Here is a 22,203-nt window from a genome sequence, read left to right on the forward strand (position 1 = left end):
TTGTAATATTTAAGGTATTGAGAATCGAACTCAAGACTTCCGCGATATATCCGCGGTACTCTACCACTGAGTTATACCTTATTATTTGATGTGGAACAGACAGGAGTCGAACCTGTATCTGCGGATCTTCAATCCGCCGCATTGACCAATTTTGCTACTATTCCGATTGGGTATACTCCGGGATTCGAACCCTGTTCTTCTCATTCACAGTGAGATGCTTTACCAGATAAGCTAGAGATACCATAAAGTATATGTATTGATGACCCGAAAGGATTCGAACCTTTACACCAAGAGTCAAAGTCTTGGATGCTGCCGTTACATCACAGGTCAATTTGTAAGCTCAATAGGATTTGAATCTATACTTCAAGGGTCGTAACCTTGGGTGTTTCCATTTACACCATGAGCCTATTTTGTACTCCACCTTGGATTACTCATTGATTCTTATTGTTATAAGAAATCGTGAATGCACAGCATTTCGAACCAAGACTGAACCGGGCTTAAACCGGATGCCTCTCCCATTTGGGCTAGCGGAGCATGAGTACAGGAAGAGAGATTCGAACTCTCAGAACCTTGATTCTAAATCAAGTGCGTATGCCAGTTCCGCCATTCCTGCATTAAAATTAAAATTGTACTCTTTAGGAGAATCGAACTCCTATTTCCTCATAGAAATGAGGAATGAATTCAACGAAACTTATTTATTAAATAAACTTCTTTGAGTTAAAGTGAGGTGTACTAAACCATTATACGAACAGAGCATTTGTATACCTACTAAGACTTGAATTTAGACTTAGGGATTAGAAATGCTGTGCATTCACGAACTCTTTAGTTTGAAATAAATAACATGTGAGCTAAATCCCTTGTGCTTCCAATTACACCATAGATATAAATCTAGTCTGAGAAGCAGGATTGACTTCGTCTTCCTGCAATGTCTCAGCTTGGACTCATTTCAAGTAAACTTGAATGAGTCACTTCGTCTGAGAAGCAGGATTCGAACCTGCGACCTCTCGCGTCCAAGGCGAGTAAACAAACCACCGTTATCTTCCCAGATGTATAGCGGAAGAAGTGAGAATCGAACCCACACGAGTCATTAGCTCCTAACAGTTTTCAAGACTGCGGCCACCACCTATTGGCTTGCTCTTCCGTTTTTTGCAGTACCGACCCCGCCTAGGCGGGGCGAGCTCCCGAGAGACAGTCGGGTGCACTAGCCACTGTGCTACGATACTATATTCCCTTGAAAAAGGGAATCTTTTAAATTTTAATCAATAACTTTTAGTTACTGTTAAAGTGGGAGTTATAGGATTCGAACCTATTCAGCTTTCGCAACAGTTTTTAACTCAAAGACCGTCATTTTTATTTTGGATTCGTTGAATTCGATTCCTCATTTCAGACTGCCCTGGCTCTCCAGCTCCAGCGAATTCCCTATTTTGAGATTGAAACAAGAATGAGATTGCTACGCTTTATCATTAAGCCTCAAAGTGGATTTCATAGCATCCAAAATAAATTTGATACTATTTTAATCATTGAGACAAGAATGAGATTCGAACTCATAAAAAACGGATTTGCAATCCGTTGGCTTTGCCATTCAGCCACCTTGTCTTAGCGATACCAGTAGGATTTGAACCCACATCTTGAGAGTTAACAGCTCATTAGTAAGCGACCGTTACCCTACAGTATCAATATTGCGGAGGACAAAGGAATTGAACCTTCACTGCCGTTAGACAGACTTGTTTAGCAGACAAGCGCAACAAACCAATATTTGCCTATCCTCCAAATCGGAAGAAGTGGGAGTCGAATCTACCTGAGACAGACAGGCCCACACGAGTCATTAGCTCCTAACAGTTTTAACTCTTGTTTGCTATTTCCCTTTTGGATTCGTTGAATCGCAAGCTTATTTCAAGACTGCGGTCACCGCCAATTGGCTTGCTCTTCCTTAAAGTTGACACAGAGGGATTTGAACCCACATCACCTCGATTAAAAGTCGAGTGCTTTTCCAGTTAAGCTACGTGTCAATTTTGGTTTTCAGTATGTCAATGAACTAATACTATCATCTTCAATTAAAACATGAAATGTTTTAGAAATCAGAATGTTAGTTTTTAGGGTCCCGCTCTTTTACGGGATGAGTTCAACTATTTTCTTTGTATAATCCACAAAAGTGGATTTCCAAAGCAAAGTTTTACTCATAAAAAAAGGCGCCTTATTCGGGCGCCTTTATATATCTTGTTGTTGTATGTCGGTTATAATCGCATACAATTTCTTTCTATATAATAGACACCATATATATTCCAATCGGAACAATATTCTCTTTGTTTGCTAAAGAGGCGGGTTACACTATGTTGTAAAATTTTCGGTATCATTCTTAATTCTTTTATTGTTGTAAATAACTCAATCACTATTGATTTTTGTTTCATTATGATTGCGATGCAAAGATCAAAACTTTTTTTAAATCTCCAAACATTTTTTTAATTTATTTTACTGATAATCAATTAGTTATGATTGTTTTAGGGTATAAGAATCCCTGTCCGTTTTTCAACGGATATTGGATTTTTTTGCAATCGTCTGTCTCTCTGATGCTTACTTTCCAAATACTATTCTTTATGTGCTAATTAGTTTTTAAACATTTTTTCGAAAATTTTTAATAAAAAAAGCGTCCAATTTCTTGGACGCTTGTACTATATCTGTTTTTATCTTTAAATCATATCAAAATAATAGTCAAAAATAGTTACAAAGCGTCCTTTTACCGGTATCAGATACTTCTATCCATCGGTAATCACACTGACTAAACAGTGATTTCGGCATAATATGTAATCTATTTTTTGTCATTTCTTATACAAATATTCAATAATATGGTAATACAATCCAAATATTGAATGTGTTTTCTGAGGGTATCCTAATAATTTAGAATCAATTTAAGTGTTTTTTCTGTAAAAAGCAAATAACATTATATGAAACTATATTTGTACTTTTATCAGCAATGACAGTTCAAGATTTTATCAATTGGTTTGGAAATAACCCTAATTTGGTATTAGGTTATTTCGCAATAATTATAGCATTTTCCTTAATAGGTTTACTTTTTGTAAAACCAATAAACTTTAAACCTCCTATTAATTACTTATATGGAATTTTAATTTATGCTATAACCATTCCGGGATTACTAGCCTTGGTTTTATTATTATATAGTTTTTTCTTTTTAAAAACCAATTTACTTCAGTTAGACTTGGTGACATACTTTGTCCCATTAATATCCATGATTATCACTTTGGTTATCATTAATAGAACGATACCAATGTCCCGAATACCAGGTTTCGGAAAATTATCGGGTCTTTTTATTATTATCATTATCACCTTTGTTATAACCTATATTTTACAACGAATGTTTTTTGGGGTATTCTTTGTAGGAAGATTTCAATACTTAATAGTATTCTTTTTGGCTTTGTTATTTGGATTAAAAATTGCCTGGGATCGAATAGTAAAATGATGATTTACAAAATAATTGTAACGTTTTGACAATAGATCATACGAATAATATACAGGTATGAGAGGAAAAAACACTCTTATCTCCTTATACAACACTTATTTTTTTAAATTTGTTTAAATTCACTAACCATGCTAAAAAATTTAAAGTCCTTATTTATAGTTGACGATTCTGAGGAAGAAAATAAAAAACCCGCTGAGTCAACAGAAAAAACTGATGTAAATTCGGATAAAAAACCGGTTGCATCAACTCCACCACCACTTCCTAATAATCCTGTGAGTTCTTCTTCTGAAGGTGCTTTGGATACTAAAATCGTAGAAAAGCTATTACAGGCAATTGAGAAGAATAATCTTGATGGATTTGACTACCTCGAATATAAAAAATCGCTAAAAGCTCTGGAGAAGATGCCAATGGACGAAGCGACTAAGTATCGTTCGGCTTTTGCTACTGCTTCGACAATGGGAGTGACGTTAGATAAACTTTTACAGACTACTAATTTTTATATTGGTGTACTTGACAAGGAAAATGAACAATTTACAGGAGCTTTTAAGAATCAATTCGACAGCAAAGTATCTGGAAGGGAAAGAGAAATTGCTCAATTTGAGTCTATAATAAAAGAAAAGTCAGAGGAAATTAAAAGATTGACAGAAGAAATTGCTAAACATCAACAAGAAATTAGCGATCTAAAAGCTAAGGTAGAAGAGAGTAATAGTAAGATTAATAAAACACAAAATGATTTCAAAGTGTCTTATGATCACCTGAAAGCTCAGTTCGAAGAAGATATTGTTAAAATGCAGAAATACTTAAAATAAATGGACAACAACTCACTAAAACCAAAAACATTTTGGAAAAGACCCGAAGGTAAAACCGGGATGTTATTTATGGGGCTTTTAGGAGCTGGAGGATTGTACGGATTGTACAAAGTGCTTCCGTTTCTAATTACTATTGTAGAGAATACTTTATATCTAGGAGTTTTATTAGCAGTCTTAGGAGCCTTAATCTATATTGTATTAGATCCTAAGATGAGAAATCTTATTTTCTATATGTATAAGTCTTTTATGCGTTGGTTAACAGGGCTTTTTATTCAGATAGATCCGATAGGAATTCTGAAAAGTTATATAGAAGATCTTCATGATAATCTAAAGAAGATGAATAAGCAGATCGCTTCTCTAAAAGGACAGATGAAGCGTTTACAAACGATCATCTATGATAACAAAAAGAATATCAACAATAATCTAAAGTTAGCTAGTGCTGCGAAAGAAAGGGATAAGAAAGGAATCATGATTCTTAAATCCAGAAAGGCAGGTAGATTAAAGGAGTCTAATATGAAGCTTGATGAGCTCTACAAAAAGATGGAAATTCTGTATAGAGTTTTAGTCAAAATGTATGAGAATTCTGAAATATTACTAGAGGATATAGAGGATCAGGTAATGGTTAAAGAGCAAGAGAGAAAGGCTGTGCGAGCTGGACATTCCGCAATGAAATCTGCAATGAATATTATCGCGGGGAATAATGACAAAAAAGAAATGTTTGATCGAGCGCTAGAAGCAATTGCAGATGATGTAAGTATGAAGATAGGAGAGATGGAGCGTTTTATGGAAATGTCCAATAACTTTATGGATTCTATTGATTTACAGAACGGAATATTCGAAGAAGAAGGTTTAGAACTTCTTGAGAAATGGGAGAACGAAGGGGTTTCTCTTATTTTAGGAAATCAAAAAGATTTATTGGTACACGATCAACATAGCGTAGATCTGGATGCACCAATAGTAAAAACTAAAACCCAAAATAATCAATACTCAGACTTATTTAATTTTGAGGATTAAAACATAACACTAATCAAAAATCATGGCAAAAGGAAGATTAACACCGTTTTCAAAAATTTTAATAGTAGTACTCATTATAGGAGGGCTATACTTTTTATTAAATAAACTAAGAGATCCGGCGGTAAAAGACAAGATAGAAGAAGTTACTTCTTCTTCTGATAAAGGAGAAACAAAAGAAGGATATAAAGATGTCATCAATGTTGGAGTGGTAACCTGGGGAGGATATGCTGGAGGACAGTATTTCAATGAAGGGTTCAAAGCCAATACGACATCTAGATTCTATAAAGACTATGGATTTAAAGTGAATTTTGAAGTAATTGATGACTTTGATGCTTCTAGAGATGCTTTTAAGAATGGTTCTATCGATTTAATGTGGGCCACTATTGATGCATTCCCAACAGAGGTAGAAGGGTTATCTCAATATCAACCACAAGTTGTGTTCCAGGCGGATTGGAGTCGTGGAGGAGATGCTATCGTAGCAGCTAGAGGAATCAATAAAGTAAGCGATCTTAGAGGAAAGAAAATTGCCGTAGCGCCTATGACGCCTTCACATTCTTTCTTGATTTGGTTATTAGAAGCGAGTGATATGACGACTAAGGATGTGCAATTGGTAGAAGTGCCAAGTGCTATTGATGCTGCTGATTCTTTTAAAAGTAATACCGTAGATGCTGCCGTCGTTTGGAGTCCGGATGATGCGGACTGTGTTGCAAAAGTAGCAGGTTCTAAAGTACTAGAAAGCACTAAAAATGCAACACATATTATTGCAGATGTTTTTGTTTCGAAAAAAGAATTTATTGAAACACATAAGGAGCAGTTACAGGATTTATACGAAGGATGGATGATCGGAGCTTCAGAATTAAACAACTCTGATAGTAATAAGAGAAAAGCGGCTAAGATTCTTGCAGAAGGATTATCACAGCCAGAAGATTTCTGTTATGATGCCATCAATAATGTACGATTAGCTACACATGGAGATAATAAAGATTTCTTTGGGTTAAATTCTAATTATACAGGTGTAACAGGAGAGGATCTTTATAATAAAATGAAGGTGAAATATAATGCTCTTGGATATAGTACTGCTGGTGCAAAGAGTTGGAGATTACTGTCTACAAAAGATTTAGTAAATAAGACTTCTCTTTCTGGTAATTCTCATAATGCAGAGCAACAAAAGCAGTTTACAGCGGTAGATGAGAGTTTAGCTAAAAAAGAATCGCTTTCTTCTAAAAAAGTAAGTATCAGTTTTAGAACTGGTGAGTTTCAGTTAGATGAAAATTCTAAGCAATTAATAGATCTTCAGTTTACACCAATTGCAAAGGCATTTGCTAATGCACGTATCAGAATTGAAGGAAATACAGATAATGTTGGTTCTAGAGGACCTAATGTTGCGTTATCTAAAAAAAGAGCACAATCTGTAGCTAACTATTTGATAGGACAACATAGTATGCCTACCAATAGGTTTATTATCATTGGTAATGGACCTGATAAACCACTTCCAGGATGTGAAAGAAATCAAAATGCTGACTGTAAGTCTAAGAATAGAAGAACAGATTTTGAACTGGTAGTAGACTAATGATAAAAATCAAAAAACTATTTGAACTTAGGGGTAACCTAGAATCAAAAGACAAAGGGATACTTACCGTTATAGGTGCTTTGATTCTAATTGGCTTATGGTTTTTGATGGCTGAGTTTCTATCAACATCCGTAATTACTCAGGATGAATCCATAGATATTTCTAAAATAGCTCAAAGTGAGCGGAAGTATTATGAAAATGATTCTCTACTGATCGCTAGTTATGATGCATTAGAACAAATGGGTATTGAGGAGTTAACATCATTTGGTCTAAAGAAAAACAAAGTATATCCTTTGTTACCATCACCAATTAAAGTAATTAAAGCATTTCCGGATCTGAATCAAAATGATGACGTAATAGGGAACACCTTTTATTCTATTAAATTGAATTTTTTAGGATACCTGGTAGCAATTCTGATATCCATTCCAATTGGTTTTTTATTAGGATTAATCCCATTGTTTAGAGGATTGTTTAGTCAGATTATAAACTCCTATCGCTTTATTCCCCTAACCGCAGTAACAGGTATTTTTATCATGTGGTTAGGATTAGGGAGCGATATGAAAGTGTCTTTCCTAGCATTTGGTATCATTGTATATCTGATACCCGTCGTCATCCAGCGGATCGATGAGGTCCAAAATGTATATCTCAATACCGTTTTTACCTTAGGAGCAACATCTTGGCAAACGATCAGAACTGTGTATATGCCATATGTTTTTTCTAAGATTATTGATGATATTAGGGTATTGACAGCAATTTCCTGGACCTATATTACGATTGTAGAAATGCTAAACAAAGGAGGTGGAATAGGTGAATTAATCTGGACTGCAAAACGACAAAGTAGAATTGATAAAGCTTTTGCAATACTAATTATCATTGTAGTTATAGGAATATTACAAGATCGACTTTTTGTGATGATTGATAGAATATTATTCCCTTTTAAACACATTAATAAAGGAAACAAACACTAATATGGCATTACAGTTTACAGATAATTCTCAGGCTCCTAATGTTATAGAACTAAGAGGAGTGTCTCAATCCTATGATGGAGGGAAATCCAAAATTATAGAAAACCTGGACTTACTGGTAGAGGATAAACCTATGCAAGGACAGTTTTCTGTCATATTAGGAATGTCCGGATGTGGTAAATCTACTTTATTAAGGTATATAGCAGGATTACAAGAACCAACTTCAGGGACGGTGTTGGTAAAAGGAAAACCTGTTAGTAAGGAGAATCGGGTGAGTATGGTGTTTCAGCAGTATTCATCATTACCTTGGATGACCGTATTAGATAATGTTGGTTTAGGACTACGTTTTAAAGGAATTTCTAAGAAAGAGCGAGACGAAAAGGCGATGGAAATGATTCAATTGGTTGGATTAGATGGTCATCAAAAAAAGTATGCACAATATCCTACACTCTCTGGAGGACAATTACAACGTGTGGCGATTGCCAGAAGTTTAATGTCTAATCCGGAAATCTTATTGATGGATGAACCTTTTGGAGCATTAGATATCAAGACGCGCTTGCAAATGCAGGATTTACTGATTGGTATCTGGGAAAAGTTTAGTCCTACGATATTATTTGTAACGCATGATATACAGGAAGCAGTGTATTTAGCAGATGATATTTATATCATGAAACATGCACCTTCTCATTTCGTGAAGCATATCGATATCGATTTACCATTTAATAGAACAAGGGAAACAAAACGATTAGCACATTTTGATGAATTAGTACATGAAGTAGAGGATGCAATGATGCAGATTGATGCTGGGAGTTAGGTTAATGATATAATTAAAAATGATTAGAGTTTATACTAATCTTTATTTGATAAATGAATGTGTATTTGCTAAAAAACATGTAAAAAGCCTTTAAAAATGAGGGTTACCTTATTTGATGGTTATTTGATAAATGACAGAAATAGAATTAAAATCACTTGTAAAAGAGCTTGTAAGTTATTCACAAGAAACAGAATGGTTAGAATTTAAATTAAACTTTCATTCTAATGAGGAGATAGGTGAAAGAATTTCTGCATTAGCCAATGGAGCTTGTTTAAATAAAAAACAATTTGGTTTTTTAATATTTGGCGTTGAAGATAAAACACACAATATTACAGGAACTACTTTTAGAGTCAAAACTGCAAAGAAAGGTGGTGAGGAAATAGAAAATTGGCTTATTCAAAGATTGGACCCGAGAATTGATTTTAAAACATTTGAATTTGATTATAGTGAAGGAGTAAGAATAAGTATGTTTGTTATTCCAGCTGCGGTTAATAGACCTGTTAAATTTAAAAACCAAGCGTATATTAGAATAGGCAGCTATACAAGATTATTGAAAGATTTTCCTTTGAAAGAATCTAAAATATGGAATAAAAAAGATAATATAAAGTTTGAATTACAAGTTGCTAAAGAAAATATTGATGCAGATTCAGTAGTTTCTTTTTTAGATACCCAAAGTTATTTTGATTTATTGAAATTACCTTATCCGTCTAATAGACAAGGTGTAATAGATAAATTTATTTCCGAAAATCTAATTGAAAAAAAACAATCTAATTTTTCTATTACAAATTTAGGAGCCATACTTTTTGCTAAAAAGTTAGAAGACTTTCCAGAACTAAAGAGAAAGGCAATTAGAGTTATTGTTTACAAACATAATAACAAGATTGAAACTATACGTGAACAAATTGGAGGCAAAGGGTATGTTTCTGGTTATCAGGGATTAGTTGATTGGGTAAACAGTCAATTGCCTGCAAATGAGGAAATAGGAAAAGCATTCAGAGATGATAAAAGAATGTATCCTGAAATAGCTGTTCGAGAATTGCTAGCAAATGCTATAATTCATCAAGATTTTGAAGAAAAAGGATTTCCAATGGTGGAAATATTTTCAGATAGGATTGAAATAACAAATCCAGGAATTCCATTAATAACTCCAGAAAGATTTATTGATGAATATCAATCCAGAAATGACACTTTAGCTGATTTAATGAGAAGACTTGGTATTTGCGAAGAAAAAGGAAGCGGAATTGATAAAGTTATTTTCTACAACGAAATGTATCAATTACCAGCACCTGATATACTTATCCAAGAAAAGCATACAAAAGTTATAATGTATTCTTATAAATCGTTGAATCAGATGGATAAAAAAGATAAAATAAGAGCTTGTTACCAGCATTGTTGTTTGAAATATGTGTCAAATGATAAAATGACAAATCAATCTTTGAGGGATAGATTTCAGATTGAAAGTAAGAATTCAGCTATTGCATCTAGAATTATAAAAGAAGCTCTTAATGAAGGTGTTATTGAAGAAGATGATCCAGAAAGTAATTCAAGAAAATATAAGAAATATATCCCTTTTTGGGCATAATTCTTATTTGACGGTTATTTGATAATAGACTTAGAGTAAAATGTAAGTTGCTTAAAAACAAAGCATTGTTATTTGATTAATTGTTATAAAATATATTAAGAATAGACATTAGAATTTGAATAATTCTAGTCTTATTATTTTGAATTTTAAAAAACCATGACCAACAGAAAATACCATAAAGCCACAGATCAGTTTTTTTCAAAATTAACTCAAGAAGATAAAGCTTCTTTTTTTAAAGGAAAATCAGTCAATCCATTAAAGATACTGTCTATTTCTTCTGCGTTTCCGACGTTGAGAATTAAAGATGAAGATTTGTTGGTGTTGTATTCTTTAAAGGAGTCAATTGACGAATTGGATTTTATTATCACTACACAACATATTCATATTTCGGAAAGTAAAATTCCACTAGCTACAGATGTTTTTCAGGATGTGAAATTTAGTGCTTTTCCAAAAAAACATGTCTCTTTATTAAATGATTTGATAGATGATTTGTTGTTGACAAAAAAAGACGAAAAAAAGAGTCTATCCGATTTTACGAATAAGTTTAAGGATTTTGTAAACCAAAAAGAAGATACTACTCAGGAGTTTGATATTGACTATGAGTTTCTTCAGATATTAAAAAATGAAGGCGAAAAGATTCAGAATCTTGCTGAAGATCTGAACAATAACAAACGGTTTTCTAATACAATCAATGCTATAGTTCATAAAACAGATGATGCATTAGAGTTTAAAGCAGAACATGTGATTCTTCAGGATATCATTAGGGTATTCAATATGATTTATCCATTGAGTGATAAGAAGAATACAGTTTCCGATGCTAAAGTGAAATTTCTTCTAGCCTTTATGTTCGAGAAGTTACAAGGCAATGACATCATAGCTTCTCTTTCTATAGAACGGATTAATAAGTTCGTGCAGTCAGACAAGTTTGATGAAAATATTGAAGTAATCAAAACAGCCAGTCTTTTTGATTTAGGTGAGGAATACAAAAATGAATTTTTGCTGCCATCGCTTTTAAAGCGATTGGATAGCCAGCATTTTGCTAATTCAGCTTCTTTCTTATACCGAATAGCTTCTTTAATAACCAAAGCGGATGGTACTATTTCTGAAGAAGAAACCACACTCCTAAAGAAGATCAATGGTAAGTTGCAACATCCTAAAGAAAAATTAGAAGGAGTCAAACAAACAGAGATCGATGAGAATGAGACATTGGATGATGTGATGGATGAATTGAATGAACTCATAGGTTTAGACAATATCAAAACTGCAGTAAAAGAGCTGTCTAATTTTCTTAAAGTTCAAAAGCTAAGAGAAGAAAAAGGACTGAAGAATGTAAATAACTCACTACATTCAGTTTTTATGGGACCTCCAGGAACAGGTAAAACAACCGTTGCACGCTTGGTTTCTAAAGTATACAAACACTTAGGATATTTAGAAAAAGGACATTTGGTAGAAACCGACAGAACCGGAATGGTGGCGGGATACGTTGGTCAAACTGCTCTAAAAGTAGAAGAAGTTATAAAGACTTCATTGGATGGAGTATTGTTTATTGACGAAGCATATTCCTTAGCGAAGGATAATAAAAAGGATTTCGGAAACGAAGCAGTAGAGGTATTACTGAAGAAAATGGAAGATCACCGAGATCAATTAGTGGTGATCGTTGCGGGATATCCTGATGAGATGGAGGAATTTATAGAATCTAATCCAGGACTACAATCACGATTTAATAGATACTTTACTTTTGATCACTACAAGCCCAAAGAACTGATAGGAATCTTTGAATTGTTTTGTTTGAAAAATGATTTTGTATTGGCAGGCGAAGGAAAAGAAAAGCTAGAATTCATCTTTGATAAGTTATACGAAAAAAGGCATAAGAGTTTTGGGAATGCAAGAGTTGCCAGAAACTTATTCGAAAAAATAATCGAATATCAGGCCAATCGTATAGTCTCCATAACACCACTCACAGAAGAGTTACTAAAAACGATTGTTGAAGACGATATTCCTCCGGTAAATCAAACTGTAGATGATTATTTAAGGTTTCAGAAAGACGAGGAAGAGGTCTAATTTACTGATGTCATATAAATCCATTGGAAAAATGAAAAGTACATCTTTGGTAATATTCCTTTTAATTGGATTAATGGGAAATGGAATAGCTCAAGAAAAAATCGATCAAAAAGAAATGATTGGGTTTGCCTGTTTCTTTGGAGGAATGCCCACTGATCCGGTATTAAAAGTGACTAAAAAACTTTACGAAAAAAAGTATAAAACTATTGCCAAAATGCTTCAATCCAAAAATAATGCGGAACGATATATGGCAGCAGTGACTTTAGAGAAATTAGAGGAATCAAATAAATACACCCTTTCGGAAAAAGATAAAACAGAAATAGAAAAGATAAAACAATCTTCAGAAGTAGTTTCTGTTTGTTCTGGATGTTCATACTTTGATGTTATTGAGTTAAAAAAGATGTTTTCCACCGAAATGAAATTGGGCACAGAGCGTTGGTTGGACAAACATTTTTGATAAAAAGGAGAAGCTAGTATATGCACATAGAAAAAGTCTTATCGTATTATCAGGATTGTTATAAACAAGAATTCAGAGATAATGATGTACTTAATTTTTTAGGTACCAAAGTTCATAAACGTTTTTTCTTAAATGACGTTTCTAGCTTATATAGAGAAGAGGATACAACTTTTATGAAAACCGATTTTGGTGAAGAGTTGTACAAGTATCTTGAGATACACAGAAAAGAGAAAACATTCATAGCTTGTAGTTTTTTTATTACTGGGAAACTTACTTTTCTAGGAAAAAAGAGAACGATCTGCGCTCCTCTAATCGTTACACCTGCCACATTAGAAATCAATAGTGAAGCACTGTATCATATCGATTATAATTTTGATGAGAATAGGGCGAATGACGCTTTATTAAATCTATTGAAATCTAATTACAATCTTGATGATTCGTTTGTTCTGGAGATGAAATCATTGATCAATGATCAGGAACCTGGCAAACAAGATATAAGAGCAATTGCCAGAAAGCTCAAAGAAAATATAAAAATAGATACCATTGCTCTAGAAGAGTTACCAGAGCTTATTTCTGGAGAAAAACTAAGAAGTCATCTAAAATCTACGGCTCTAAAATTGCTTCCTGCGATAGCCTTAGGGATCATCGAGAAATCAAAATCAAGTCGTAACGTATTGCACGAAATCGATGAGATAAAAGAAAGACACTTATTTAATAATACGCTTCAAGGATTTTTTTCGAGAAGAAAAATAGAAATCAATTCAGATAGAAAATCAAAAGAGACAGTATATGTTCCTTCTAACCTTAGTGAGTCGCAGTTAGCTATTATTCAGGCAGTAAAATCAAATGATGTCACTGTTGTGATCGGTCCTCCGGGAACTGGTAAATCATATACAATTGCATCTTTAGCCTTAGATCAAGTATATCACAATAAAAGTGTATTGATATGTTCTAAATCGGACCAAGCAGTAGATGTTCTGCAAGATAAAATTGTAAACGATTTAGGTGTAAAAGGACTTTCCATAAGAGCTGGTTCCGGACGAAGTCATCGGGCTACTTTGAGAAAAAAAATAGAATCTATTACTAGATTCAGAAAAGCTGGTGGTGATTATTACATTCCTAAGAAGCAAAGCGAAATTGACTATGCACAGGATAAGATTAAGGAAATAAGTGAAGAAATAGAGGAAAGAGAGCATCGTGAAATCAAAAATGCGGAGCTATTCCTGGATCATAAACCTTCTTTTTTCAAAAGATTAAAGCGTAAGTATGTATCCAGACAGGTACTAAAAGAGTATCCTTTTTGGCAATTGATTGAATTACTAGATCATTATATTCATCAGAAAAACAAATTGATTAAAGAGATCATTTCCCTAAAATATCAGGATAAGATTTCTAATCTGTTGCAAAAAGACCAGACGTTTTCTCAATTATTAAAGCTGATCAAGACAAAAGATGTTGTAGAACGAGAACGGCTGTTTCAAGCTATAGATTTTCCATCGTTGTTACAATGTTTACCTATTTGGATTACAAAGTCGACCGATGTAAGTGACGTGTTTCCTTTAGAGGATAATATTTTTGATGTAGTAATTATTGATGAAGCTTCTCAATGTGATATTACAACCATGATTCCGGTATTGGCGAGAGCTAAAAAAGTGGTGGTAGTAGGAGATCCAAAACAACTAAGGCATGTTTCTTTTTTATCCAGACAGCTAATGGAGAATACGGCTAACAGCTATGGTTTGCTAAAAGGTGAGGACGTGATGAACTATAGAGAGACCAGTTTCTTAGATTATGCGATGGAACGATTACCTTCTCAAAGCAATGTACACTTTCTGGATGAACATTACCGCAGTGTACCGAGTATTATACGATATAGCAATCAGAAATTTTATTTTGATAAGCTAAAAGTAATGTCGGACTTACAGATTCATAACAAATCATCAGCTGTACACTGGGTTTTTTGTGAAGGTGAGAAACTAAAAGATGGTAGAAATCTAAAAGAAGCTGATAAAATATTAGAAGATGTACAAAAAGTAATTGATAAAGAACTTCAGGTAGCTTCTAGTGTGGCGACTACAATTGGGATTCTTTCTCCCTTTAGGGATCAGGTAAATTATCTAAAGGATAAGATAGAGGAATACGATCTTTCTGCCATAAAAAAGCATAGAATCGCTGTAGGAACTCCTTTCGAATTTCAGGGTGAGGAACGAGATCAGATGTATATTACGTTTACCATTGATAATGATATTAGTACTTCAGTATTTCAATATTTGGATAGAGAGGATGTCTTTAATGTGAGTATCACACGTGCGAAACACAAACAATTTTTATACTATTCTTTTGACGCGAAAAACTTTAAGAATAAACATTTGTTGATCGATTATCAGTCTGAAACAAGAATACATCATCAACATAGTATGACTGAAGAGCATGTTGATAATTTTGCAACAGAAGTACACGAAGAATTGATCCAGTTGGGGGTAGAAGAAGAAGATATTATTGTTAATTATCTGTTAGCAGGATATGTAATGGATATTTTATTAACTTATAACCAAAGAACAATCTGCATCGATTTGGTAGGATATCCGGGAGCATTGGAAAAGACATTTTCTATTGATCAGTACAAAACATTGTTTAGGACAAAGGTTCCTATCATAACGATACCTTATGCATATTGGTTGTTTAATAAAAATGCTTGTTTAGAACATATTAGTAAAAAAGTAAGAATCAAAAAGTGATCACAGAAAAAAGCATATCTAAATCCTTAGGTCGACCTATTAAATCTCCAATTCGAGTGGGGAGTGTTGCTGATTTAGGAATAGATATAAAGTCTTTTTTACATTTTTTTAAACCTTTTTTCCAGGAATTACAAGATGATGTATATCTGGTAAGAGGAAAACAAATTACTTTTTTAAAAGAAACGTTTCCTTCAGATTCAATAGCTATTGAAAAGCTGCATAAACCTTATTTTGAAGGCACAAGAACAATAGACGCATTAGCGTATTGGATACAGCAATTAGATGCGAATCAAAAACAAGAATTTGGTCGATTATCTACCGTTACCAGACAACGAAATATTTCCTCTTTTTTAATCGAGATATGGGATGATCAATATTTTGTAGAAAGAATGGTACAGCAAGGTTTTGAACAGGATGTAGATGATTTTAGAGTATGGAAACGCGTTTTTAAGCAAGCAACAAGGGAAGCTGTAGAGAATGACTTATTTTTTGAGTTGCTTAAAAAAATGGCAGGCCTTGTCAAAAAAATACACCCAGAAGTTCGAAAGATTCAGATTACGAGTCATTTTATGAGAACGATTTCTAAGGAAAAAATAAAAGGAGAAAATGCTCCAGAAGGAGTGCATGAAGATGGCGCTCAATATATCATGTCAGCATTGGTGGTGAATCGCCAAAATATTACAGGTGCTGAAAGCCAGGTTTATGAGAAAACAACTTCGGATACTAATGAACTCATCTATAAAAAAGTACTAAAGCCAGGAGAATTTATTTTTCAGGCAGATACAGGTGAGGAGTTTACTTTTGGTAATGACCTTTGGCATTATGTGACTCCTATTGAACCAGAAGATATTACAAATCCCGGAATACGAGATATTATAGGATTTGATATGGATATTTTAGAATAATGGCGTTCCAAAATGTTCTTCTCGCATTTTTGAATGCATTAAAATTTCTTTTTTGATGCCTTTATAGGTTGTTTCTTGGTAGAGTTTTTTGAGTGCTTCTTTTCCTTTTTCATCATATTGATAGGCCAGCGTATATATACAAAGTTTACCTAAGGACTGAGACGTTTCTCCTAATCTAAGAGCATTCGCATTAGAAAAAGAACGTTCCGTGATTTTTATAAGATGCGGAATTGCGCTTTTTTTATTATTAAAAGTTGCAATGGATAAAATCATGCTTTTTAAAACTGCAATGTTTTCTTTTTTTATGTATTGACAATTGTATTGAACTTCATAGCCGGTATTATAGGTTACTTTTTCAACCCTTAGATTACTCATTTTGGGTTTAAATAATGAGGCTTTTTTAATGAAGTCTAATACTTGTTTTTTATAATCATTTTCTCCAATATTATCTATATGTTTTTGAATAAGTACAGATAGTTTAAAAGGGTTAAGGAAGTTCTTATTCGTATCAAAAGTTTTTAATATTTCACAATAAGCATCTTGCTCTTTTTGGTTAATACTTCTAAGATATTTATTGATATAGTCTGCAAAAGGATCTGAAATAAGTAGAAAAGAAGGTTGATGTTCGTTGTTATTGTTAGCATGAAGGTGAAGTATTCTTTGTATCGTATTTCTTGGAGTTTTGTAATAATTGTAGAACTCATTATGGAAATTCGGATTCTTCAGAACCTTTTTTAAAAAAGTATATAATTCTTCGCCGATTCCATCCTTTTTTACTTTCTGTCGGAGTCTTGATGTTAGTGAACCTAAGGTTATATACGTTGGATGTTTTACCCAAAAATTTATAAAATATATAAAATCCTCTTCGGTGAAATAAAGGTTAGATCTTAATGTAAGGTTTAAAATTTCCTGTAGATACTGAGCTTTTTGATTATTGGAATTTACCCCTTTCTTAGCATTGAATTTAATGATTTCTTTTGTGATCCAGTATGTAAAATCTCTCTTAAAAGCGACCTGTTGTTCTGATAGAAACTTATAAGAATCAAGGCTTGTGAATTTAGGAGCCCAATAATTATACCTGTTAATTTTAAATTTTTTAGTCGCTTCTTTAAAAATAGTATCTGATAATCCTTCAAAACTATCTTTAAATAGAGGAGTGGTATCTACATTAATAGCCTCTTCATTGTTATCAATCTTATCAGATATTTTTTCTAATTCTCGTTCAGTAATCTGAAAATTAGATTTTTTAATACCAAATATAAAAGAAAGAAATTTGTCGAATTTCATGATATTATTTAAGACAATACACAACTAATATCATCCAAAGAAGAACCGTAATCAAAACTAAAATCAATATGAACTAAATCTCCTGCTTTTACTTCTTGCGTGTTGGTTGTTTTTAATACTGTTGGAGGCATTAAACTATCCGTACCGGTAAAATTAGATCCCTCCGTAATTTCCACATAAGACTCTAGATATAGGGCATTCACCGTTCCTGAGAAGAGCACCGGAACAGAAAAACTAAGTTTTACACCTTGTTTTTTTTCTTTTAATAGCTCAATTTCATTAACCAAAAATTGCTGGGTTAAAAACATGGGTTGATGTCTGGTAAAATTAACCGGATAATGATGAACATCTGCATCAATTTCTGCTTCACAAAGTCTCGCAAAATTTACAATACGATTAGGGAATAATTTCCCACCAGGTTTTAAGAATTCTCGCATATGCTGAAAAATCTGTACCTGAAATTCATTGGCGCAATAGATGCTCATTAATTCTCCTACTACAAAATCTACTTTTTCTGGTAAATCTACGGTCAATGCATCGGCATAGATAACCTCTACTTTATCTGCCCAAGGATATTTAGCAATCTCTTTATTAATAAAAGGAATCAGATCAGGATTATTTTCAATTAAATATGCTTTTTTTACAAAAGGCATGTATAATTTAGTAAGAGGAAGTGTTCCTACACCAATTTCACAAACGGTAGCATCTTTAAAATTATTATTGAGTTGAAATGCTTTATGAAAGGCATCCACACGTTGCTTGTCGGTTTCCATAATCTTATAATAGATTTCAGGAAAACCAAAATGTGATTCATCAAATGTTTGTGCTTTTAACAGGCTGTATTTTAGCGCATCGTAATTGTCAATTACTTCCTCAAATAATTTGTCTTTCATTCTTTTAATGATTGTTTTAGTAAATATAATAATTATGAGTGTTATAGATATGAATAGGGATAAAACTTAAAAACGAAAAAAAACTTGCAAAAACAGGAATGGAAGGGTAGGGTGTTTTTAATTTTATGCGTTCTAACATAAGGAGGTCTTATAAATTGGATCTAAAAGATGTGTGTTATGAATCTGAAAATTACTAAAACTCATTTAAGAAACATTTTTAATTCTACGCTAACATTAGTACTGTTATTATGTTGTCAAGTAGGTTCTTCTCAGACAAATAATAACTCTTATATTTTTGGACATAGTTTGGTAAATCATAGCGCCAATCAAGCTACCCAGAATAGAAGTAATATTCCTGATTGGATGTATTTGCTTGCTCAGCAAGCTGGCAATGACTATTCTGTTGATGGTCAGTTTGGGTTTTTACCGCTTCAACAATTACCACCTACATTTCAATGGGGTTTTATCAATGCGCCTAACACCAGAACAAATGAAGCCAATGAAGATTTTGGCAGCTGGGATTATAATAATGTGATTATTACTTTGGCCAATTTTATACAACAGACTTCAACTCCTTCACAGAACGCATTTTGTGATCAACAATATATAGAGGATTGTAATCTAGATCCTAATGCACTGAGTTCTGTAGAAGCAGTTGTTCGAATTTTGGATTATGCAAGAACTGAAGAATCAGGTATTGATTTTTATATTTATGAAAACTGGCCAGAATTTAACGGAACTTTTCCTACTGTTTCTGAAGAACAAGAAGCACAAGAATTTGGAGCATATTATGGATATACAAAAGGAGAGTTTCACGACTGGTGGATCACGCTTCAGGATGAGGTATTAGCAGCAAGACCTGATTCTAATGCAAAATTGATTCCAGTTGGTCCAATTCTAGCCGATTTACTCTCGGATGCAGGAATTTTATCAGATATCCCTTCCAATGTTTTGTATGAAGATGGAGCACCTCACGGATATCCTGTTATATATTTTCTAACGGCATTGATACACTACTCTGTTATATATGGAGAGCAACCTCCTGCTAACTTCCAGTTTCCAGATGCTGATTTAGCAGCGCCTATTCGAATCCCTGATACTGTAAAAAATAACTATACCGCTATTGTAGATTTTATCTGGAATAGCTTACAAACATATCTGTTTAATAATGGCGAAAGTAGAGTGTTTTTACCAAGTCAGGTGTTATCCGTAAATGACATAACAGTAAATATCCCAAAACCAATACTATATCCGAATCCCGGAAACGGTATTTTTAATCTTGAGCTACCAAATTCGACGATTTTTCCGGTAGAACTAAAGGTTATAAATACGATCGGTCAAGTGATCGATGTTGTTTCCATTACTGATCATCAATCAACGAAGTTTAATTTAGATAAAAAAGGGACGTTTTTTCTAAAAATTATTGGTGATCAGTATTCGGATATTGTAAAATTAATAGTGAAGTAAACTTTACGTATTAAAAAAATAATCATGCTGAGCTCATTGATGAATTTGTGTTAGACTATTTTATTTGGGAAATAGTTTTCAATGAGCCGTAGCATGATTTTTATTAGTGAAACTCTGTTTTGAAAAGTTGCATAGCAATGCATTCAAAATAGATAGTTGAACTAATCCCGCTTTTTCTGCGGGATCTCAGGTTTAATACCTCGAAGCTTGTCTCGAGGTAGTTTATTAGTGACTACTTTTGGTTAAGTATTTAAGCACCAATCCAAAATTTTAGCAATGTTTTTGGCATCATCAACACCTCTATGATGCGTTCCTTCTAAAGAGATGTTCAATATGCCTAAGGCGCCTTTCATTCCGACTTTTTTACGTAAACCTTTGGTCTGAGTAAAAAGCTCTTTTACATTGATATGGTTTTGTGATAATGGATACTCTATTTCTCTGAAATTGCATTGTTGTTTCATCATATTCAGATCATATTGACCATAACTCGCCCACGTATGCTGATGTCCTTGATATTCAGTTCTTAAAATTTCGCAAGCTTCTGTAAAAGAACCCCCTTCTTGATCCAGCAATTCTTGTGTAATAGTCGTCAATTCTGTGCAGAAAGGACTTACTTCAGACCGTTCTGGTTTGATCAGGATTCCTTGATTTTTAGAAATCTCTCCGGTTTCTGTAGTTAATAAACAGATACCTATTTCTATAATTTCGTTTACTTGTCCTTTTGGAACAGAACCATTCCAGCAAGTAGCTTCCAGATCTATAATTATAATTGTATTTGTTGTTTTCATGTTATTATTTTTTAGACCTACCAGTCTGCCAAGGCAGACAAACGAGTCTGGTTGTTTACTTCTTTTTGTTTTTTGACTTTTTAGAAGATTTCTTGTCTTTTTTAGACATTCTTTTTTTCTTTTTAGGCATTTTGTCTTTTATCCTTTTTTCGTCACCTTCGATATCGCTTATGAAATAGTTGTTATATGCATATACCTTAGCAGTTTTTAAGACTTTAAGTGCGGCTTTATATTCTTTTTTTTGTTCAAAAAGAATTCCTTTTTTCAAATACAACACTGCTTTATCGGTTCCTTTTAAAGTCAAGGCAAAGTCAATTAGCTTTTCTGCTTCGTCATAATCTTCATTCCAAAGCAATACATTGATATATTTAGGATATACATCCAAACTATACATGTCTTCTGCTAGTGCTTGCTGGTAATATTCTTTTGCAGTTTCATAATTTCTAAGGTTTTCTGCATAGATCTGTCCCATTAAACAAAGCGCAATTGGATTTTTATCATCGTACGACAATGCATAGTTCAATGATTCTACAGCTTCTTCCAGGTTATAAGGATACGCATCCAATGCCTGAAATAGATATTTATCTAATAAATTTCCCATGATACTAGTTTTTTAATTCGTTGCGCAAATCTTTTTTTAATTGTTGTCGATTGGACGCATACGATTGTTTTTTATGATTTTTTTTAAAATCAGTACCCTTAAATGTTCTGATTGGGTTACCACGCTGAATATTTAAGTGATTTTCCCATTGATCAGATAACGATTTTTGTAATTTGGTAAGCTGACTTTGATGTACTTTTTCTTTTAATCGTTCTATTGCGATTTTTTTGTTTTGATGTTGTGATCTGCTATCCATTACTACTACTTGATCACCTGTTGGATTATAAGTAGCGCGAACAGCAGAGTTTACTTTGTTTACATTTTGGCCTCCAGGACCGGAACTTCGCATTGCCTGAAAGGAAATATCTTTTTCCTTTAGAGCGACCAGTTGAGTCTGTTTGACTTCATACATTCCGATAAACCAGTTTTTTCGTTTATGGTGCTTCCGAAATTTAGAAGTACCAATCCACTGAATGGTTCCTAGCCACGACGCTAAAAAAGTGTCTATTTCTTTCCCTTTTAGTTGTATGGTAACAGATTGTACGGTTCCATTTTCAGAACCTTTATCTCTCTGCAGTATGTCATAAGTAAATCCGCTATTTTTAATTTCTTCTAGAAATAGCTTCAGTACTTGGGCTACTACCCAGCAACATTCTGCAGGCCCTCTTCCGGCCGTAATTTGAATTATTTTAGTTTTCATTGTTTTTACTTTTTGGCAATTAGCTTCTAGTAATTAGCTTTTGAAAAATTAAAAGCTAATTGCTGATAGCTTATGGC

General features: G+C 33.4%; 17 protein-coding genes and 11 tRNA genes. 12 read left to right on the forward strand and 16 right to left on the reverse strand.

All coding sequences use genetic code 11. The features are described from left to right. Positions 1–9 precede the first annotated feature (9 nt). From Q0910_RS15560 to Q0910_RS15610, 11 genes are all read right to left on the reverse strand, one after another. Positions 10–81 (reverse strand) — tRNA-Ile (locus Q0910_RS15560). Between the two features lie 10 nt (positions 82–91). Continuing rightward, positions 92–164 (reverse strand) — tRNA-Phe (locus Q0910_RS15565). A gap of 3 nt (positions 165–167) precedes the next feature. Beyond that, a tRNA-His gene (locus Q0910_RS15570) sits at positions 168–242 on the reverse strand. 17 nt (positions 243–259) lie between these two features. Next, a tRNA-Gln gene (locus Q0910_RS15575) sits at positions 260–330 on the reverse strand. Between the two features lie 209 nt (positions 331–539). Continuing rightward, a tRNA-Leu gene (locus tag Q0910_RS15580) sits at positions 540–613 on the reverse strand. A 360-nt stretch (positions 614–973) separates the two neighbouring features. Beyond that, positions 974–1,046 (reverse strand) — tRNA-Pro (locus Q0910_RS15585). Between the two features lie 8 nt (positions 1,047–1,054). Continuing rightward, positions 1,055–1,141 (reverse strand) — tRNA-Ser (locus Q0910_RS15590). Between the two features lie 382 nt (positions 1,142–1,523). Next, positions 1,524–1,596, reverse strand: a tRNA-Cys gene (locus Q0910_RS15595). Between the two features lie 4 nt (positions 1,597–1,600). After that, positions 1,601–1,675: transfer RNA gene (locus Q0910_RS15600), tRNA-Asn, on the reverse strand. A 7-nt stretch (positions 1,676–1,682) separates the two neighbouring features. Further along, positions 1,683–1,769: transfer RNA gene (locus tag Q0910_RS15605), tRNA-Ser, on the reverse strand. A 167-nt stretch (positions 1,770–1,936) separates the two neighbouring features. Then, positions 1,937–2,009, reverse strand: a tRNA-Lys gene (locus Q0910_RS15610). Between the two features lie 962 nt (positions 2,010–2,971). On the opposite strand from Q0910_RS15610, the gene Q0910_RS15615 reads away from it, so the two are divergent. From Q0910_RS15615 to Q0910_RS15665, 11 genes are all read left to right on the forward strand, one after another. Next, complete coding sequence (locus Q0910_RS15615; RefSeq protein ID WP_299218411.1) at positions 2,972–3,475, forward strand: hypothetical protein; 504 nt, start codon at positions 2,972–2,974, stop codon at positions 3,473–3,475. Positions 3,476–3,603: 128 nt separating this feature from the next. Then, positions 3,604–4,284 carry a hypothetical protein gene (locus Q0910_RS15620; RefSeq protein WP_299218413.1) on the forward strand — a complete coding sequence of 227 codons (681 nt, stop codon included), beginning with the start codon at positions 3,604–3,606 and terminating at the stop codon, positions 4,282–4,284. Beyond that, the gene (locus Q0910_RS15625) at positions 4,285–5,298 is read left to right on the forward strand and encodes a hypothetical protein (protein ID WP_299218415.1); all 1,014 of its coding nucleotides are present in this window, start codon (positions 4,285–4,287) and stop codon (positions 5,296–5,298) included. It abuts the gene before it with no gap. 22 nt (positions 5,299–5,320) lie between these two features. Beyond that, on the forward strand, positions 5,321–6,868 hold the full coding sequence (locus Q0910_RS15630) for a phosphate ABC transporter substrate-binding/OmpA family protein (protein ID WP_299218417.1): 1,548 nt from the start codon (positions 5,321–5,323) through the stop codon (positions 6,866–6,868). Then, positions 6,868–7,836 (forward strand): ABC transporter permease subunit, encoded by a 969-nt coding sequence (locus Q0910_RS15635; protein ID WP_299218419.1) that lies wholly within the window; start codon positions 6,868–6,870, stop codon positions 7,834–7,836. Before Q0910_RS15630 ends, Q0910_RS15635 begins: the two co-directional genes overlap by 1 nt. Before the next feature lies 1 nt (position 7,837). Continuing rightward, on the forward strand, positions 7,838–8,647 hold the full coding sequence (locus tag Q0910_RS15640) for an ABC transporter ATP-binding protein (RefSeq protein ID WP_299218421.1): 810 nt from the start codon (positions 7,838–7,840) through the stop codon (positions 8,645–8,647). Between the two features lie 130 nt (positions 8,648–8,777). Then, positions 8,778–10,229, forward strand: coding sequence for an RNA-binding domain-containing protein (locus tag Q0910_RS15645; RefSeq protein ID WP_299218424.1), 1,452 nt, complete (start codon positions 8,778–8,780; stop codon positions 10,227–10,229). Between the two features lie 156 nt (positions 10,230–10,385). Further along, a complete protein-coding gene (locus Q0910_RS15650; protein WP_299218426.1) occupies positions 10,386–12,290 on the forward strand; it encodes an AAA family ATPase in 1,905 nt (634 codons plus the stop codon). 31 nt (positions 12,291–12,321) lie between these two features. Then, complete coding sequence (locus tag Q0910_RS15655; protein WP_299218429.1) at positions 12,322–12,747, forward strand: hypothetical protein; 426 nt, start codon at positions 12,322–12,324, stop codon at positions 12,745–12,747. Positions 12,748–12,767: 20 nt separating this feature from the next. Continuing rightward, the gene (locus Q0910_RS15660; protein ID WP_299218431.1) at positions 12,768–15,485 is read left to right on the forward strand and encodes an AAA domain-containing protein; all 2,718 of its coding nucleotides are present in this window, start codon (positions 12,768–12,770) and stop codon (positions 15,483–15,485) included. Beyond that, positions 15,482–16,390, forward strand: coding sequence for a 2OG-Fe dioxygenase family protein (locus Q0910_RS15665; protein ID WP_299218433.1), 909 nt, complete (start codon positions 15,482–15,484; stop codon positions 16,388–16,390). The genes Q0910_RS15660 and Q0910_RS15665 overlap by 4 nt, the downstream gene beginning before the upstream one ends. Here the strand turns inward: Q0910_RS15665 and Q0910_RS15670 are convergent. After that, on the reverse strand, positions 16,382–17,677 hold the full coding sequence (locus Q0910_RS15670) for a hypothetical protein (RefSeq protein WP_299218435.1): 1,296 nt from the start codon (positions 17,675–17,677) through the stop codon (positions 16,382–16,384). The genes Q0910_RS15665 and Q0910_RS15670 overlap by 9 nt on opposite strands. Positions 17,678–17,685: 8 nt before the next feature. Then, the gene (locus tag Q0910_RS15675) at positions 17,686–18,570 is read right to left on the reverse strand and encodes an rRNA adenine N-6-methyltransferase family protein (RefSeq protein WP_299218438.1); all 885 of its coding nucleotides are present in this window, start codon (positions 18,568–18,570) and stop codon (positions 17,686–17,688) included. 177 nt (positions 18,571–18,747) lie between these two features. Between Q0910_RS15675 and Q0910_RS15680 the strand changes: the two genes are divergently transcribed. Further along, complete coding sequence (locus Q0910_RS15680; protein ID WP_299218440.1) at positions 18,748–20,037, forward strand: T9SS type A sorting domain-containing protein; 1,290 nt, start codon at positions 18,748–18,750, stop codon at positions 20,035–20,037. 242 nt (positions 20,038–20,279) lie between these two features. Here the strand turns inward: Q0910_RS15680 and Q0910_RS15685 are convergent, their stop codons facing one another. The 3 genes from Q0910_RS15685 to prfH are packed head-to-tail and all read right to left on the reverse strand — an operon-like array spanning position 20,280 to position 22,126. After that, on the reverse strand, positions 20,280–20,825 hold the full coding sequence (locus tag Q0910_RS15685) for a 3'-5' exonuclease (protein WP_299218442.1): 546 nt from the start codon (positions 20,823–20,825) through the stop codon (positions 20,280–20,282). A 55-nt stretch (positions 20,826–20,880) separates the two neighbouring features. Then, positions 20,881–21,426: a tetratricopeptide repeat protein gene (locus Q0910_RS15690; RefSeq protein WP_299218444.1), complete on the reverse strand. Its 546-nt coding sequence runs from the start codon at positions 21,424–21,426 to the stop codon at positions 20,881–20,883. Between the two features lie 4 nt (positions 21,427–21,430). After that, positions 21,431–22,126 (reverse strand): peptide chain release factor H, encoded by a 696-nt coding sequence (gene prfH / locus Q0910_RS15695; RefSeq protein WP_299218446.1) that lies wholly within the window; start codon positions 22,124–22,126, stop codon positions 21,431–21,433. Positions 22,127–22,203: the final 77 nt, after the last annotated feature.

Origin of the sequence: uncultured Aquimarina sp., from assembly GCF_947495315.1 — a bacterium.
Lineage (GTDB): Bacteria > Bacteroidota > Bacteroidia > Flavobacteriales > Flavobacteriaceae > Aquimarina.